We start from the raw sequence: 17,691 nt of genomic DNA on the forward strand, positions 1-17,691 counted from the left end.
CCAAACCACCCACTTTGGCAAGCACAGGCAACTCTTTGGCAACCACACAAAAGGGCAAAAAAGTTCCGGGCCGTAGTATCGAAAAAGACCTCAACCCTGTGGTCAAGAACAAGAATGGATGCCACACCATGCTCAAGTCCCCCTTGCTTCGTCTCTCGACGCTCGCGCTGATGATCGGCGCCACCCAGGCCAATGCCTACGAACTGTATGCCGATGGCGACAGTCACCTGAACGCCACGCTGGAAGCGGTATTCGGCATTTTCCACAGCCAGGAAAACTACGCGCTGTCCGGTCGCCTCAATGAAGGTTCTTCGTCGTGGCGCGAGGGCTACATCAAATACGGCCTGAGCTTCGACAAAGGCCTGGCCGGTGCCGGCACCGCGTATGGCGCGGCGAACATGCTCAGTTCCGGCACCTGGGGCGATGGCGATGCTGCCGGTTTCAGCGACGGTACGGAACGCACCACCAAGTTCGAAGACGCCTACCTTGGCTGGCGCTCGGGCAAGCTGTTCGAAGCGCTGGGGAACGACGGTGTCGACCTGTCCTTCGGACGCCAGAACATCGTGGTCGGCGACGGATTCCTGATCGACGGCGACGCCTTGAACATGGGCAAGGGCCTGGCCGACGGTGAGTTCAATCGCGGCGGCGCCTACTACCTCGCCGCCCGTAAAGCCTTCGACGAAACCGCCGTGCTGCGCCTCGGTGGCAAGCAAGGCTGGCGTGGCGACCTGATGTGGCTCAAATCGGATAACCGCGCCCAAGCGAAAACCGAAATGTACGTCGGCACCCTCGAACACGTGGCCGAAGAAGGCACCGTGGGCCTGACCTACATCGACACCACTGACGTCGACGAACAATTCGCCTCGCCATCGCAGCTGGAGCGCGACGGCATGAAGACCTACAGCCTGCGTGCGACGGGTAATGCCGGGGTGAAAAACCTGTTCCTGTCCGGCGAATACGCCAAGCAGGACAAACCACACGCCAGCAACGAAGACGCTTGGTATCTGGAAGCCGGCTGGACCTTTGCCGACGTGGCCTGGACGCCCTATGTCAGCTACCGCTACAGCCGTTTCTCGGAAGGTTACGACACGCTGTTCTACGGTTTCAGTCGCGGCTATGGCACCTGGTTCCAGGGCGAAGTCGCGGGCAACTATGCCGGCCCGTTCAACGCCAACTCACGCATCCAGAACGTCACGCTGAAGGTCTCGCCGCTGGAGAACCTCAACGTCGGCGCGATGTATTTCAACTTCGACACCATCGACCGCAACCTCGGCAACACCGATGGCCACGAAGTCGACCTGTATGCCGAATGGCACGTCAACGAACACCTGACCGTGATGCCATTGATCGGCCTCTACCAGCCGGACAAGAGCGCTGAACAGGGCGGCACGCAACTGGGCAACAACGACAAGAACCTCTACAGCCAAGTGGTGTTTGCTACCACGTTCTAAGTCAGACCGGGGCAGTGGCGCATCCGCTGCCCCCTATGGAAAAAGGCCTTTCCAATGCACTCAAGATTCCTGACGATCCAGAGCAAGATCGCCCTGCTCGCCGGCCTTTGCCTGTTGCTGGTGGTGGGTTTGCTGATGGGCTTGTCGCTGTATCAGACTCACCAAAGCAGCCAGCAAGTGGCACACGCCAGCAGTGAAATGCTCGCCAACGCCGCCAAGGAACACATGCAGGCGCTGGGCAATGTGCAGGCGATGCAGGTGCAACGCACCTTCATGCAGACCCACGAATATGGCCAAGGCTTGTCGCGCTATGTGTTGTACCTGCGGCAACTGCAGCAGCAGGGCAAATTGACCCGACCGCAATTACGCCAGGAACTGAGCGCCCAGCTGCACCAGGCCCTGATCGACAAGCCCGACCTGCTCGGGCTTTATGTCATTTTCGAACCCGATGCCCTCGACGGTGCCGACGCCGGTTTCATCGATCAGGCCGCCGTGGGCAGCAACGAAACCGGGCGCTTCTCCTTGTATTGGGTACAAAGCAAACCCGGCGAACTGCAAGCGGTGATCGGCGACGAAGCCCTGCTGGCCAACACCTCGCCCGGCCCCAGCGGCGCGCCGTACAACGCCTTCTATACCTGCGCCCGCGATACCCGTCAGGCCTGCGTGCTGGAGCCGTACTTCGACGAAGCCTCGGGCAGCCGCAAACTGGTGACCAGCATTGCGTTCCCGCTGATGGACAACGGCAAAGTCATCGCCGTGGTCGGCCTCGACATCAACCTCGCCGCCCTGCAACACAACAGCGAAGCCAGCGCCCATCAACTGTTCGATGGCCACGGGCAGATCAGCATCGTCAGCCCGCGCGGGGTAATCTCCGCCAACAGCCAGGACGTCAGCCGCCTCGGCCAGCCGCTGGACGATGTCCCGGTGATGGACGCCTTGCGTCAGGGCCAGGCGCAGGTGTTTGTCGACCAGCAGCAGATCAACGTCCTCGAACCGCTGGCGCCGATTGCCGGCGCTGCGCCGTGGGGCGTGTTGGTCGGTGTGCCGCAAGATGTGTTGCTGGCACCGGTGACCACGCTGCAAAACGAACTCGATGCCCAAGGTGTGCAAAGCACCGCGCTGGAATTGTTGTTGGGCGGCGGCTCGGCCCTGCTGGGTCTGGTCTTGATCTGGTATGCGGCGTTTCGCATCACCCGACCGCTGCAAGTGCTGACGCGGGTCATGGAAGACATTTCCCTCGGCGAGGGCGATTTGACCCGGCGCCTGGCGGTGCAATCACGGGATGAAATCGGCCAGTTGGCGACCGCGTTCAACCGCTTCGTCGAGCGCATCCATCACTCGATCCGTGAAGTGTCATCGGCGGCGCTCGGCGTCAACGAAGGCGCCAAGCGTGTGCTGCTGGCCTCGAACTCGTCGCTGAGCAACTTCGACGAACAATCGACCCGCACCAACAGCGTCGCCGCCGCGATCAACCAACTGGGCGCCGCCGCGCAGGAGATCGCGCATAACGCGTCCGATGCGTCGCAACAGGCTTCCGCCGCGCGGCAGCAAGCCGAAGATGGCCGCCAAGTGGTGGAGCGCACGATTCAGGTGATGAACGAACTGTCCGGCAAGATCAGCACTTCGTGCGTCAACATTGAAGTACTCAACACCAAAACCGTGAACATCGGACAGATCCTCGAAGTCATCAAAGGCATCTCGCAACAGACCAACTTGCTGGCGCTGAACGCCGCCATCGAAGCCGCCCGCGCGGGTGAAGCGGGCCGTGGTTTTGCGGTGGTCGCCGACGAAGTGCGCAGCCTCGCTGGGCGCACGCAAACCTCGGCAGCGGAGATCCAGCAGATGATTGAAGAGTTGCAAATCGGCGCACGCGAATCGGTCGTGACCATGACCGAGAGCCAGCAACACAGCGAAGAAAGCGTCAGCATCGCCAACCTGGCCGGCAAACGCTTGAGCAGCGTGACCCAGCGGATTGGCGAGATCGACAACGTCAACCAGTCGGTGGCGGCAGCAACTGAAGAACAGACATCGGTGGTTGAGGCGCTGAATGTCGACATTACCGAGATCAACACGCTGAACCAGCAAGGGGTGGAGAATTTGCAGTCGACGTTGCGGGCGTGTACGGAGCTGGAAAGGCAGGCGGATCGGTTGAATCAGCTTGTGGGTAGTTTCCGGATCTGAAGGGTGTGACCGTTTTTGTGGTGAGGGAGTTTTCTCCCCCGCCACAGGGTTTCAGTAGCTACCCAATTACTGGAAGGTTGGCTCGGCGCAAGTCGCTGATGTAGCACGAAGTGTACGCAGCCCCAAAAGAACGACCACCACCATTACAAGCCCCGCGCCAATGGCTACGCCGAACCCTGCCCGCGCACCATAAACATCGATAATCAAACCCGAAAGCACTCCACCGAGTGCTACGCCGATGCTGATGCCAGTCGTCATCCACGTCAGTCCTTCGGTGATCCTCGACGGTGGAACAATGATCGCACCGAGATTCATGACGATGACCATAGTCGGCGCGAATGACATTCCTGCCACAAAGAGCATTCCGGAAAGGATGTAGACGTCCGGTGAAAATATAGGCAGCACCGCTGTTACTGCTGTTACCAGTACCCCAATAAAGAACTGCTTTTCAATTGGCAAGGCAACCCTTAGCGCACCGAAAGTGAGGCCAGCGATCATGGAGCCGAGCGCATAGGCTGCCAGGATAAAGCTGGCGGATGTTGGCCAGCCTTGAGCGTTGGCGAAGGCAACAACCGCCACATCGATCGAACCGCCAATCACACCCATCGCTAGAAGCGCCAGAACAATGGTGCGAACACCGGGGATGAGCAAGGTCGAGCTTGCGTTCCGCCGGCTGCCCACAACCACTTTCGGCTCAGTCTGCCGCTGAAGAAGAAAAGCCGTTACGCCGATGACCAGAAGCACGACGGCAACAAGAGGCCCAGCTTCGGCGAAGTAGCTGGTGCTCAGACCAATGGCGAGTGGGGGGCCAATAATAAAGGCGAGTTCAGTCAGAACAGTGTCCAGGGAGAAGGCCGTGTGTAATTGCGGCTTGCCACGGAAAAGCTGCGTCCAGCGTGCTCTTATCATGGCGGGCATGCTCGGCATCGTGCCCGCCAGTGCCGCCAGAATAAAAAGCAGTAAGGTCGGAGCCCTCACGTAGACAGCCATTATCAGCGCCAGCAACATACCAATGCTGAACGCTGTAACAAAGGGCAGAACCCGACTCTGACCCCGTTGATCAACGAGTTTCGATATCTGCGGACCGATCAGCGCATTCGCTAATGTAAATGTGCCTGCGACCGAGCCAGCCAACCAATAAAGACCGGTCTGCTGCACCAACATGGTAATGATGCCGATGCCGATCATTGCCTGTGGAAGACGGGCGATGGAGCTCGCGATGACTAACCCCATGACGCCAGGGGTTGTCAGTAATTCGCGATAGGGATTAGCCATCATTTCTCCAGATTGTAATTTGCGCTGATGAGTAGCCCGCTGCACGCGTTCACCAGTCAGATTCCGACAACGCTTCAGCGAGAAGCTCAGGTACGGCATCCGGGGCAGTCGATTCTTTCTCTCGACAATAGGTCCTTGCTGACAAGGTACACGGCCGTTGGGTTTAAAGCCCTGGAGCGGAAAAATTCAGAAGGGGCTGACAGCAAGGTCTTACAGATAGGTTTGGTTCACTTTTGACCGAGGTGATGCCATCGCGGGCAAGCCCGGCTCCTACAGGTTTTGAGGTGTTCACAAAATGACTGAACACTGCAAAACCTGTGGGAGCCGGGCTTGCCCGCGATGAACGATGACGCGGAGTTTCAGTGGTTACCGGGGCAGCTCAATTTCAAACCTTAGGAAGATCCATCCTATAACCCGCCCCCGGCGCCCCTTCATGCATCGCCGCTTGAATGTCTGCATACAAAGCATTCGCCTCAGCGGTAGTGATCGATCGCGAACAATCACGCAGCACCACACGCAAAAGCACATTCTCCTGGCCCGGCAGCATCCCGAGTCGCTCAATGGCTTGCGAGGGTAAATCCAAGAAATCCCAACGACACTTGATCTGCATCTCTTCGATCCAGTCAGAACTGTCACCCGCAGCCAGCAACATCCTCTCGGTCAACACTTCTTCGCTTAACCCCGGTGTTACAGCCAACGAAATGTCGCGAGCAATCGACGGCAAACGAGATACCGCAGTCCATGGATTCAGATCATGCATCTGCGCCTGCACTCGCGTGTTCTGATCGCGTAACAAGCGAATATCCGGGATGCCTTTGCGCAACATGGTCAGGCGATCCAGTCCCATCCCGAGCGCCAGCCCTCCGTGACGCAAAGGGTCGATCTTCAAGCGTTCCAGCAAAGACTTCGCGATACGGCCGCACTCCAGCACCTCGACCGGCGTGTTGTCATTCAACACATTCACTTCAATTCCGCCCTCGGTGTAGTGATGCGGACTGTCGCTGTAGACCCAGGATTTTCCAGGAACGGCAGACTTGAGGATGTCGCCGACCAGACGCAACAGATGCTCATGCGTAGACAACTCCGGATCGCCCAGCACCCAGATATCCATCTGATGCGGCTCCGCGCAATGCCAGCGATCCCGACTATCACGACGGAAAGTAATACCCGGCGCCGCCAGCAAGATCGTTTGCACCGGTTGCCGCACCAGAGCCGCTTGCTGGAGCGCTGCCGGAATCTGGCTGGTGGTTTGTGTACGTAATAGTGAGCATTCGTCGACCCAGCGGGTGTGTTCACTCCCGAGCGTGACTTCTGCCGGGTCATAGCCGAGTAAACCGTAGTTTTCTTCGGCGGACACAATCCGCGGCCCTGTCTGCAATTGAGCTTGAGGCCAGCCTTTTTCCGCGAGCCCTTGGAGGATTTCAGTTAGCAGAAGCCGGAGGGCGTGATCGGGATTGTTTGATTCGGTTAGATCAACCAGTAACAGCGCCTGTTTAAGTACCGCGCCCGTAACGGTTTTCCTTGAAGTTGTGTCCATGCTGTTTCTCTCGACAATGGGTCCTTGCCGAAAAGGTACACAGCTATTGGTGCGTACAGCCGAAGAGCAGGAAAAATCAGATGGTGCTGACAGCACGGTCCTACTTTTTTTTTGGGGGGGGTTAACACGTGAAGGGGTTGATGCGTGGGAATGGGTTCAATGATGACCGAGGCGATGCCATCGCGAGCAGGCTCACTCCCACATTGGATCGCGTCCGACTGGAGAACGCGGTCAAATGTGGGAGTGAGCCTGCTCGCGATGAACGATGACGCGGTATCAGTGATTACTTGGGCAGTTCGATGTTATCCAGCATCCGATTCACCGCCAGCTCCGCCTGCATGATGATCTGCTGAATCCCCAGTGCCGTATGCCGGTGCGGGCCTTCGAGGTACGCGGCGAAGTCGGCCGTCATGACGCTGGCCGAGGCCAGGGATTCGCAGGTGTGTGCCAGCAGGTCTTCGTCCCGGATGTCCGGCGCGATCATGAACATGGTGCTGGGTTTGCGCACGAGCGGGGGCTTGAGGGCGGCGGGGTTGAGGTAGTGATCGAGGGCGCGGTCGGCGGCTTCGTGGAATTTCTTTGAATCGACTGATTCGTAGGGGGATGCCGGATCTGTGTCTGGCGGGTTTGGAGTTACCTTGAACATATTCATTCGTTCCTTACTGGGCAGCCACGCCTCGCTACTAATACGAGGGGTGGCGGCTGTACGCAGGTTAGTAGACCGGGGAACGAAGGCAAAGCCGGCGCGTCCGAGGACGCCCTGCGCACAACCACCATCAAATACAGGCATCGAAATACCTGTCTGACAGACGCTTGTGCAGCCTTCACATCCTCGGGCTACTAAACCCGATCACTGGGAATCAGTGACGGGGATCAAGTTACCGAGGGCGTCCAAAGCGCACAAGCCGGCCGATTCTGGCGTAGTCGTAGGCAATGGAGCAAGGCGTTGTAGCTTTCAGGAAGTAACCTTAAACACCCTTAAACAAGCACTCCGAATTGAGGCCGCCATCGCGGGCAAGCCCGCTCCCACAGTTGACCGAGTTGTCCAGACGAACGCGATCTAATGTGGGAGCAACTGTCTTGATGACTTTATTTTGAAGGTTTATCAAAAGACAGCTGAACGATCAAAATGTTGGCGATTGAGATGGCGCCGATGAACGACAACGCGATCCACCTGCGCTCCAAAAACCTGAATCTGGCACCCACAAACAACCACTTGGCATCCCCGCAAACAAGCCCCGCCGCCCGCCGCGCGTAGTATCAAAACCGATCCCCTTCTCTACCCCAAAAACAACAATTCGACCCTCGGGTCGCGGGAGACTTCTGTGCTTAAGAAAAGTGCGTTGGGCTGGCCAAAGATTGCCGGCCTTGGAATTGCGTTGGTGGTGGCCGGGCAGTTTTCCGGCTGGAATTTCGGGCTGATGGCCGGCGGCTGGATGAACATGCTGATCGCCACGGTGCTGATGGCGTTGCTGTGCGGTGGCCTGGCGTTGTGCGTGGCCGAGTTGTCGACCGCGCTGCCGAGTGCCGGTGGCGTATTCGTTTATGCGCAAAGCGCCTTCGGGCCGTTCGTGGGTTATCTGGTCGGTGTCGCCTGTGCGTTGGCGCTGACCATCGGCACCGGTGCGGCGGCGACGTTCATTTGCGCCTACACCGAATCGATGTTCGGGCTCGGTGGCTGGCCGGTGAAAATCGCCCTGTTCGCGGTGATCATTGGCATCCACATCCGGGGCGTCGGTGAGGCCATGGGCCTGACCATGGTCGCGGGCGCCATCGCGGTCGTTGCGCTGCTGATCTTTGGCGTGGCGATGGCGCCGCATGTCGAACTGGCGAACCTGTTGAAAATGCCGGCGGCCATTGGTGGTCCGTCCGTCAGCCTCGGCGGGATTTTCGCCTGTGTGCCGTTCGCCATCTGGCTGTTCATCACCGTCGAGCAAACCGGCTCGGCCGCTGAAGAAGCGCACAACCCCGGGCGCAGCATGCCGCGTGGCATCCTCGCCGCCATCGGCACGTTGCTGGTGACCGCGCTGGTGGTGTTGGTCTGCGCGCCGGGTGCCGGAGGTGTCGAGTTGGTGGGGTCGGCGGGCGATCCGCTGTATGCCGCGATGACCAGCACCAACGTCTACGGCGATGCGTCGTGGCTGGCCAAAGTGATTGGCTGCGGCGCGGTGTTCGGTCTGATCGCCACGTTCTTCTCGCTGATCTACGCCGCCTCGCGGCAATTGTTCGCCATGGCCCGCGACGGTTTGTTCCCGCAATGGCTGGGCAAAACCGGCAAGCGCGGCACGCCGTTCCCGGCCCTGCTGCTGATCGGCGCGATCGGCCTGCCGTTGTCCGCCATCGACCCGGCCACGGTGATGCTCGCAGTCGTGCTGCTGCTCAACGTTTGCTACCTGTTCATTTTCGGCGCCTACCTAAGAATCAAAAGCAGCCAGCCTGATTTGCCGCGTCCGTTCCGTCTGGCCGGCGGCACTGTGGTTGCCTGGCTGGGCCTGGCCTTGACGCTGGTGGTGATCGCCGCCTGCTTCCAACTCGACATGCTGATGCTGATCGCCCTCGCGGCGACCTTCGTCCTGTGCACGTTCAACTTCCTGCTGCGCGCCCACCTGCAAGGCCGCACCACTGCCATCGAGGTTCCCGACCATGCCTGAAGACACCCTCCTGCAACGCCGCCATCGCGTCCTCGGCAGCGCTTCACCGTTGTTCTACGACAACCCCCTGCACCTGGTGCGCGGCGAAGGCGTCTGGCTGTTTGACGTCGACGGCCGCCGTTATCTGGACGTCTACAACAACGTACCCTGCGTCGGCCATTGCAACCCGCACGTGGTGGAGGCGATGCACCGTCAGGCGATGACGCTGAATATTCACACTCGCTATCTGGACGAAAACGTCGTGCGTTACGCCGAGCGCCTGACCGCCACGTTCGCCGAACCGCTCGACACCGCAATGTTCACCTGCACCGGCAGCGAAGCGAATGAACTGGCGCTGCGCCTGGCGCGGTTTGCCAGCGGCGGCACCGGCATCATCGTCAGCGACTACAACTACCACGGCAACTCGTCGTCGCTGGCCGAAGTCACCACCGCGCTGCCTTCGCCCGAGCCATTCGCCGCACACGCTCGCGCGGTGCCGATCCCGTGTCTGTACCACACGCCGGCAGGCACCAGCGAGGCTGAGTTGACCGAGCAATATGCCGCCAACATCAAAGCCGCCATCGCCTCGATGCAGGCGCAAGGGATTCGCCCTGCCGCGCTGCTGATCGACACGCTGTTCGCCAACGAAGGTTTGCCACGGGTACCGGCCGGGTTTGTCGCCAAGGCCGCCGAACTGATTCGCGCGGCGGGCGGTTTGTTCATCGCCGATGAAGTGCAATCCGGGTTCGGCCGCACCGGCGATCATCTGTGGGGCCATCAGGCGCACGCCGTGGTCCCCGACATCGTTACCTTGGGGAAACCGATGGGCAACGGTTATCCGCTGGCCGGGCTGATCACCCGAAAATCGCTGGTCGAGGCGTTCGGGCGCAGCGCTATGTATTTCAACACCTTCGGCGGCTCGCCGGTCGCCGCAGCGGTGGGCATGGCGGTGCTTGATGTCATCGAAGACCAACAGTTGCTGAGTAACGCGCAATCCGTCGGCGCCTATGTGCAGCAACGTCTGCAATTGTTGGCCAGCAAGCATTCGATCATTGGCGATGTGCGCGGCAAAGGGTTGTTCTTCGCCATGGAACTGGTGCGCGACCACGCCAGCAAGGAGCCTGCCGGCCTCGAGGCGCGCAAGGTGGTGAATGACATGCGCGAGAACGGCGTGCTGATCAGCAAGATCGGCGCCGGCGACAACATTCTCAAACTACGGCCGCCGTTGGTGTTCAACCGCGATCACGCCGACCTCTTCGTTGACACACTGGACAGCGCCCTGAGCGCAATCTGAGGCCTTGCCATGACTGATTTCCACACCCTGACCCACGACCAGCAAGTCGCCAAACTGCACAACCTTGCCCGCCATGCCCTGCAACAGTGGGACGGCGTGTTTGGTGAGATCGAACTGGTGAAATTCCGCGAAAACGCGGTGTTCTCAGCGCGGCGCGAGGACGGCCAGCGCGTCGCCCTGCGCATCCATCGCAACGGCTATCATTGCGAGGCGGCGCTGCGTTCCGAGCTGCAATGGATGGAAGCGCTGGCCACGGCTGGCATCACCGTGCCGCAGATCATTCGGGCGCGGGACGAGCGGCACTTGGTCGAAGTCGTCCACGCCGACATCGGCGAACCGCGGCATGTCGACATGCTCGCCTGGCTGCCCGGCGCGACGGCGGGCACCTCCGAAGCCGGGGTACAGGCTGACACTGAAATTGATTTTCTGTTTGCCGAGGCCGGCGCAATTGCCGCGCGGATTCACTTGCACGCGGCGGATTGGCAGCAGCCGGACGAGTTTGTGCGCCATGCGTGGGATGAGGATGGATTGATCGGCGCCAATCCGTTCTGGGGACGGTTTTGGGAGCTGGAACAGCTCAGCAATGATCAACGGGCGCTGTTGCAGGAAGCCCGCCGCCGCGCACGCAGCGACCTGCGTCGATACGGCCGGCACCTGAAGAACTTCGGCATGATTCACGCCGATCTGGTGCCGGAGAACCTGCTGATCGAAGGGCCGCAACTGCGCCTGATCGACTTCGATGATGCGGGGTTTGGCTGGCACATGTTCGAACTGGCGACCGCGCTGTATTTCTGTTTGGATGATCCGCGTTATGAGCAGATCAAAGCATCACTGCTTGCGGGCTATGACGCGGTCAAACCGCTGACCGAGGCGGATCGCAGCACATTGGCGCTGTTTCTGATGCTGCGCGGCACAACGTATCTGGGCTGGATTCATACCCGCAAAGGCACGCCGACGGCGATTGAAATGGCGCCGATGTTGATCGAACGGGCGTGTCAGTTGGCTCGGGAATATCTGCAAGAGTAATCACCACAGATCGTTCCCAAGCTCTGCGTGGGAACGATCTAACGCGGTGTTTCAGCAAGTCGCCGCAGCATGCTCAACCCGATGAAACAACCGGTTGAAGTACACCAGGCTATCCCCTTCCCCGCGCACGCCCACCTTCGACAATTCCACAAACATCACAGAGTGCGACCCCACCTCCTTGCACTCGGTAATCCGCCCTTCCAGTTGCACCAGGGCATCGCGCAGCACCGGCACATCGGCCGCGCCGTCGTCCCACAGGTCCCAAGCGAATCGTTCGGCCATCGACACTTGGGTCATGCCGGCGAAGTGTCGGGCCAGTTCTTCCTGTTCGCTGCACAGCACGTTGACGCACAAGTGGCCGTTGGTGCGGAACACGTCGTGGGTGGCGCTGTTGCGGTTGACGCAGACCAGCACGGTCGGTGGCGAGTCGGTGACCGAGCACACCGCGCTGGCGGTGATCCCGCAGCGGCCGCCGGGGCCGTTGGTGGTGATGATGTTCACCGCAGCAGGCAGCTGCGCCATGGCGTTGCGAAAGTCGATTTGCTGCTGGCTCAGGTCGGCCATGTCGATGCCCCTTCCTTCAGGAGGACCGTCGTTGCGCGGCCCCAAGTGATGGAACAAGACTAAGGCCCGGCGTCGCCCGCAACCATTGCAACGATCCCCATGGCGAGGTGGGCTTTCCGCTAGTCGACTAGGTGGTTTCTTTATCGTCAGGGCCCGTCACAGTGAGTATTCTGCAGGGAGGCGCCAACATAGGCGTCGACGTCCGCCGCAGCGTGCTCGCGTGCGAAAACAATAATTAGAAATTCTCGTGGCAGTCCCTGATGGAAACCCGCAAACCGATTGTTTATATCGTCGATGACGACAAAGACCTGCGAACCTCGCTCGCCTGGTTGCTGGAGTCGGTCAGCGTGCAAGCGCAATGCTTTGCCGGCGCTGAAGAGTTCCTGAGCCAGTACGACCCCAAGCAACCGGCGTGCCTGGTGCTGGACGTACGCATGCCGGAAACCAGTGGTTTTCAGTTGCAGGAAATCCTCAACCAGCGGGGCAGCACCTTGCCGACGATTTTCGTCTCGGCCCATGGCGACATTCCGATGTCGGTCACGGCAATGAAAAACGGCGCACTGGATTTCGTCGAAAAGCCCTACAACCCGCAACAGATGATCGACCGCATACAAGCGGCGCTGAAGACCGCCGTGCACGCCCAGGCCGAGCAGCAGCAACGCCAGCACCTGCAAGGCAAGCTCGCGCTGCTGACCAGTCGGGAACGGGAAGTGTTGATGCTGGTGATCGATGGCAAGGCCAGCAAGGTCATCGCCCGAGAGCTGAACATCAGCGTGAAAACCGTTGATGTTCACCGCACCAAGATCAAGGAAAAGATGGGCGTGAGCAGCATTGCCATGCTAGTGCGTGAGGTGCTGCATTTGCCGGTGGATGAGCCTGCGCGGCATTGAGCCTGAATTTTCGGCGATCTTCGAACCGCCATCGCGAGCAGGCTCGCTCCCACAGTTGACCGAGTTGTCCGCAAGGGTGCAGTCCAATGTGGGAGTGAGCCTGCCCGCGATGAGGCCGGCACATTCAACATTGCGGCGTCTGACACTCCGCCATCGCGGGCAAGCTCGCTCCCACAGTTGATCGAGTAGCCCGCAAGGATGCAGTCCAATGTGGGAGTGAGCCTGCTCGCGATCGGGCCGGCACATTCAAGATTGCGGCGTCTGACACTCCGCCATCGCGAGCAAGCCCGCTCCCACAGTTGATCGAGTAGTCCGCAAGGATGCAGTCCAATGTGGGAGTGAGCTTGCTCGCGATGAGGCCGGCACATTCAAGATTGCGGCGTCTGACACTCCGCCATCGCGGGCAAGCCCGCTCCCACAGTTGATCGAGTTGTCCGGACGAATGCAGTCCAATGTGGGAGTGAGCCTGCTCGCGATGGGGCCGGCACATTCAATATTGCGGTGCCTGACACTCCGCCATCGCGAGCAAGCTCGCTCCCACAGTTGACCGAGTTGTCCGGACGGACGCAGTCCAATGTGGGAGTGAGCCTGCTCGCGATGGGGCCAGTACATTCAAGATTGCAGCGTCTGACACTCCGCCATCGCGAGCAGGCTCGCTCCCACAGTTGACCGAGTTGTCCGCAAGGATGCAGTCCAATGTGGGAGTGAGCCTGCTCGCAATGAGGCCGGCACATTCAAGATTGCGGCGTCTGACACTCCGCTATCGCGAGCAGGCTCGCTCCCACAGTTGACCGAGTGGTCCGGACGAATGCAGTCCAATGTGGGAGTGAGCCTGCTCGCGATGGGGACAGTAAATTCAAGATTGCGGCGCCTGACACTCCGCCATCGCGAGCAAGCTCGCTCCCACAGTTGATCGAGTTGTCCGCAAGGATGCAGTCCAATGTGGGAGTGAGCCTGCTCGCGATGGGGCCGGCACATTCAAGATTGCGGCGTCTGACACTCCGCTATCGCGAGCAGGCTCGCTCCCACAGTTGACCGAGTGGTCCGGACGAATGCAGTCCAATGTGGGAGTGAGCCTGCTCGCGATGAGGCCGGCACATTCAAGATTTCGGCGCCTGACACTCCGCCATCGCGAGCAAGCTCGCTCCCACAGTTGATCGAGTTGTCCGGACGGATGCAGTCCAATGTGGGAGTGAGCTTGCTCGCGATGGGGCCGGCACATTCAAGATTGCGGCGTCTGACACTCCGCCATTGCGGGCAAGCCCGCTCCCACAGTAGGCGGTAGTGGACACAAAATATGTGTACACCCTGAATCCCTGTGGGAGCGGGCTTGCCCGCGATGAGGCCAGCACATTCAAGATTGCGGCGTCTGACACTCCGCCATCGCGAGCAAGCTCGCTCCCACAGTTGACCGAGTTGTCCGGACGAATGCAGTCCAATGTGGGAGTGAGCCTGCTCGCGATGGGGCCGGCACATTCAATATCGCGGCGTCTGACACTCCGCTATCGCGGGCAAGCCCGCTCCCACAGGTGACCGAGTGGTCTGGACGGATGCAGTCCAATGTGGGAGTGAGCCTGCTCGCGATGGGGCCGGCACATTCAATATCGCGGCGTCTGATACTCCGCCATCGCGAGCAAGCTCGCTCCCACAGTTGATCGAGTTGTCCGCAAGGATGCAGTCCAATGTGGGAGTGAGCTTGCCCGCGATCGGGCCGGCACATTCAAGATTGCGGTGTCTGACACTCCGCCATCGCGGGCAAGCTCGCTCCCACAGTTGACCGAGTTGTCCGGACAAATGCAGTCCAATGTGGGAGTGAGCCTGCTCGCGATGGGGCCGGCACATTCAATATCGCGGCGTCTGACACTCCGCCATCGCGAGCAAGCTCGCTCCCACAGTTGATCGAGTTGTCCGCAAGGATGCAGTCCAATGTGGGAGCGGGCTTGCTCGCGATGAGGCCGGCACATTCAACATTGCGGCGCCTGACACAGCGCTATCGCGAGCAAGCTCGCTCCCACACGCTGTCAGTGGCTATAGCGCTTGCGGTATTCACCCGGCGACACGCCAAACCGCGACTTGAATGCCGACGAAAAGTAGCTCGAATCCGAGAAGCCCCACGCATAGCACAACGCCGAAAGCTTCTGTTCCACATCCGAGCGGCGCAGGTTTTCGGCGCAGAAGTCCAGGCGTCGATGCTTGATGTATTGCGCCACCACCAACCCGCGTTTGGAGAACATCCGGTACAGCCCGCGCACCGAAATCCCCACCTCACGCGCGATCAATTCAGGGCACAGTTCCTCGCTGCTGATGTGTTCGTCGATGTAGGCGATGGTTTTGCGAAACTGCCGCTCGTGCGCATCCACACCGTTGTCCCGGGCGCTGATGCCCGGCAGGAGCAGGCTGACCAGTGCGTCGAGCACCGCTTCGCTTTCCTGCATCTGCAGGCTGTGTTGTTGTCGGGCTTCCAGGACCATGCGGTTGGCCAGTGCGGCCAATGGCGTGTTGGCCGGGATGCGCGTGGCGCAGTTGACGGCGCTGAAGTGCGAGCCGCGCTCCACCACTTGGCGCGGCAGGATCAGTGACAACTGCCGGGAATCGTCGTTGTAGGTCATGTCGCTGGGGCGGCAGGCGTCGATCAGGGCGATGTCGCCACACCCCAGCTGAGCACGGTGTTCGCCCTGTTCGAGTTGCGAGCTGCCGCGCAGTTGGAACACGGCGTAGTAATGGCCGTCGCTGCTGGTGCTGACATCCTTGCTGGTGCGATACAAATGCACGTGGGCCATGTCCACCACGCTGAGGTTGATTGCGCCGCTGCGATATTCCGCCAGCTCACCGTAAAAATTCGCGTCCAGTGCGCGGGCATCGAAACGCCCACAGGCCTGATTGACCTGGCTTAACCAACTTTCAAATGCATCGTTGCGCACTGCCGAAGAAGTAATCATGACCGCAAGGCCTCACGTCAGTTTTATTGTTATTTTTCGACCGCTTCGCCGAGCGGTTCGATGAATGCCGTTTACGTGACCGTCTTCTCCCTTGACGGCCGTGGGGCGCCGATTTAATCGACTCCCACGCAATGTTTCCAGGGGTTTAGCGGGTTACAGGTCCAATACCAGACGAGCGGAAAGTGCTCGCGAAACGCAGGCACAGATCTGTTTATTGCCCGCCTTCTCCTTGTTCGACAAACAGTTGTCGCGATGCTCCGGCACCCCGTCCAGCACCTCGACAATACAGGTGCCGCAAATGCCTTCGCGGCACTCGGTGTCGATGTCACAGCCGTGGGCCTGCAACACGTCGACCAGGCTGGAATCGGCTGGCACGTGAAGCACCACGCCGGAGCTGGCCAGTTCCACTTCGAAGCTCCCGCTCGGGCCCGCATTGGCGGCCGGATCGGCCTGAAAGTGCTCCAGGTGGATGAAATCGTCACAACGGCTGCGCGCCGCTACTTCCACCACTTTGTTCATGAACGGCGCCGGGCCGCAGGTGTAGACGTGTGCAGTGCTGCCGGCCTGACTCAGGCTGTCAGTCAATGCCGCGTCCATGTCGGTGGGCTCGACGCCATAGTGGAACTGCACATTTGCGGCAAAGGTGCTGGCCAATAGCGTGGAAAAAGCCGCGTACTCCGGCGAACGGGCAAAGTAGTGCAGTCGATACGGCTGACCGCTTTCCGCCAGTCGATAGGCCATGCTCAGCAGCGGCGTGACACCAATCCCGGCAGCGAACAGCACGTGCTCGGTGGCCGTCGGGTCGAGGCGGAACAGGTTGCGCGGTGCGCCCATTTCCAGCTCCATGCCCTCTTCCACTTGCTCATGCAGCGCCAGCGAGCCGCCACGCGACTGCGCTTCTTTCTTCACCGCCACCAGGTACGCGCGGCGATCCTGCGGCGGGCTGCACAGCGAATACTGGCGGGTTACCCCGGTCGGTCCGGTCAGGTCGACATGCGCCCCCGGTTCATAACTGTCGAGCGGCTGGCCGTCACTGCGCACGAGGCGAAAGGAACGGATATCCAGCGCTTCGTCGACGATCCTTTCGATCCTCACTTTCATCATTGCATCACCTGAAATACGGTTGGTTTTGTGTATTGAGCAATCCCTGCCGCCGCGACGATCAGCGCATGAACAAGCCGCCGTTGATGTCCCAACATGCCCCCGTGACCGAGGCGGCGTGATCGGCGATCAGCAGCAACACGCTGTCGGCGATGTATCCGGGGTCGCCAAGCACACCGGCCGGGATTATTTTCAGGATCTGTTCCAGGCGCTCCGGCGCCACGGTTTCGCGCACCACCGGCAAATCCAGCGGCCCTGGCGAAATGCTGTTGACCGTCACCCCTTGCGGCGCCAGTTCGCGGGCGAAGACTTTGGTCAACGTCGCCACGCCCCCCTTGGCCGCCGCGTAATGCGCGCCGGTGGCGGTGCCGCCGTTTTGCCCGGCGAGCGAAGCGATGTTGACGATGCGACCAAAGCCACGCACGGCGAAGTGCGCGCCGAACACCTGACACGCGACAAAAGTGCCGCGCAGGTTGATCGCCATCGACTCGTCGAACTCCTCAGGCGTGATGTCCATCAGCGCGGCGACTTTCGACACGCCGGCGTTGTTCACCAGAATGTCGGTGCCGCCCCAGCGCTCGGCGAGCAGATCGCGGGCGCGGACGAAGTCGGCTTTGTTGCGCACATCCAGCTCGATGGCCACGGCACTCGCACCGCTGCCATCGAGTTCCGAAGCCAGGCGCTGCACGCCGTCGAGGCGCACATCCGCCAGCCCTACGCGATACCCCGCCGCGTGCAAGCGACGGGCGATGCATTCGCCAAGACCGCGCGAGGCGCCGGTCACCAGGGCGACCCGGTTCATG

The 17,691-nt window shown here is 60.4% G+C and carries 12 protein-coding genes and 2 pseudogenes; 7 read left to right on the plus strand and 7 right to left on the minus strand.

The genetic code is table 11. The annotated features are described in order from the left end of the window. Positions 1–128 precede the first annotated feature (128 nt). From QRN31_RS28520 to QRN31_RS31740, 3 genes and pseudogenes are all read left to right on the plus strand, one after another. A complete protein-coding gene (locus tag QRN31_RS28520) occupies positions 129–1,451 on the plus strand; it encodes an alginate export family protein (RefSeq protein WP_285436038.1) in 1,323 nt (440 codons plus the stop codon). 273 nt (positions 1,452–1,724) lie between these two features. Further along, positions 1,725–2,774 (plus strand): annotated as a pseudogene (locus tag QRN31_RS31735) (methyl-accepting chemotaxis protein); the annotation flags it as partial. Between the two features lie 261 nt (positions 2,775–3,035). Beyond that, positions 3,036–3,632: pseudogene (locus QRN31_RS31740) on the plus strand (methyl-accepting chemotaxis protein); the annotation flags it as partial. 66 nt (positions 3,633–3,698) lie between these two features. Here the strand turns inward: QRN31_RS31740 and QRN31_RS28530 are convergent. From QRN31_RS28530 to QRN31_RS28540, 3 genes are all read right to left on the minus strand, one after another. After that, on the minus strand, positions 3,699–4,907 hold the full coding sequence (locus QRN31_RS28530) for an MFS transporter (protein ID WP_285436041.1): 1,209 nt from the start codon (positions 4,905–4,907) through the stop codon (positions 3,699–3,701). Between the two features lie 385 nt (positions 4,908–5,292). Beyond that, entirely contained in the window at positions 5,293–6,444 is a 1,152-nt protein-coding gene (gene srmL / locus QRN31_RS28535; RefSeq protein ID WP_285436042.1) for a PheS-related mystery ligase SrmL, read from the minus strand. Between the two features lie 283 nt (positions 6,445–6,727). Continuing rightward, on the minus strand, positions 6,728–7,090 hold the full coding sequence (locus tag QRN31_RS28540; protein ID WP_285436044.1) for a DUF6124 family protein: 363 nt from the start codon (positions 7,088–7,090) through the stop codon (positions 6,728–6,730). A gap of 679 nt (positions 7,091–7,769) precedes the next feature. Between QRN31_RS28540 and QRN31_RS28545 the strand changes: the two genes are divergently transcribed. From QRN31_RS28545 to QRN31_RS28555, 3 genes are read left to right on the plus strand one after another with little or no spacing between them, the layout of a single operon-like run. Beyond that, a complete protein-coding gene (locus QRN31_RS28545; RefSeq protein WP_285436046.1) occupies positions 7,770–9,095 on the plus strand; it encodes an amino acid permease in 1,326 nt (441 codons plus the stop codon). Then, positions 9,088–10,368: an aspartate aminotransferase family protein gene (locus QRN31_RS28550; RefSeq protein ID WP_285436048.1), complete on the plus strand. Its 1,281-nt coding sequence runs from the start codon at positions 9,088–9,090 to the stop codon at positions 10,366–10,368. Before QRN31_RS28545 ends, QRN31_RS28550 begins: the two co-directional genes overlap by 8 nt. A gap of 9 nt (positions 10,369–10,377) precedes the next feature. Continuing rightward, a complete protein-coding gene (locus QRN31_RS28555) occupies positions 10,378–11,394 on the plus strand; it encodes a phosphotransferase enzyme family protein (RefSeq protein ID WP_285436049.1) in 1,017 nt (338 codons plus the stop codon). A 51-nt stretch (positions 11,395–11,445) separates the two neighbouring features. On the opposite strand, the gene hpaC is transcribed toward QRN31_RS28555, so the two are convergent. Next, entirely contained in the window at positions 11,446–11,958 is a 513-nt protein-coding gene (gene hpaC / locus QRN31_RS28560; protein WP_285436050.1) for a 4-hydroxyphenylacetate 3-monooxygenase, reductase component, read from the minus strand. Between the two features lie 260 nt (positions 11,959–12,218). On the opposite strand from hpaC, the gene QRN31_RS28565 reads away from it, so the two are divergent. Further along, positions 12,219–12,848, plus strand: coding sequence for a response regulator transcription factor (locus QRN31_RS28565; protein WP_285436051.1), 630 nt, complete (start codon positions 12,219–12,221; stop codon positions 12,846–12,848). 2,021 nt (positions 12,849–14,869) lie between these two features. On the opposite strand, the gene feaR is transcribed toward QRN31_RS28565, so the two are convergent. From feaR to QRN31_RS28580, 3 genes are all read right to left on the minus strand, one after another. Then, on the minus strand, positions 14,870–15,787 hold the full coding sequence (gene feaR / locus QRN31_RS28570) for a transcriptional regulator FeaR (protein WP_285436053.1): 918 nt from the start codon (positions 15,785–15,787) through the stop codon (positions 14,870–14,872). A gap of 153 nt (positions 15,788–15,940) precedes the next feature. Beyond that, positions 15,941–16,891, minus strand: coding sequence for a PDR/VanB family oxidoreductase (locus QRN31_RS28575; RefSeq protein WP_285436054.1), 951 nt, complete (start codon positions 16,889–16,891; stop codon positions 15,941–15,943). 58 nt (positions 16,892–16,949) lie between these two features. Continuing rightward, entirely contained in the window at positions 16,950–17,690 is a 741-nt protein-coding gene (locus tag QRN31_RS28580; protein ID WP_285436055.1) for an SDR family NAD(P)-dependent oxidoreductase, read from the minus strand. Position 17,691 lies beyond the last annotated feature (1 nt).

The sequence above is a fragment of the Pseudomonas sp. fls2-241-R2A-110 genome, from assembly GCF_030209165.1.
Classification (GTDB): Bacteria; Pseudomonadota; Gammaproteobacteria; order Pseudomonadales; family Pseudomonadaceae; genus Aquipseudomonas.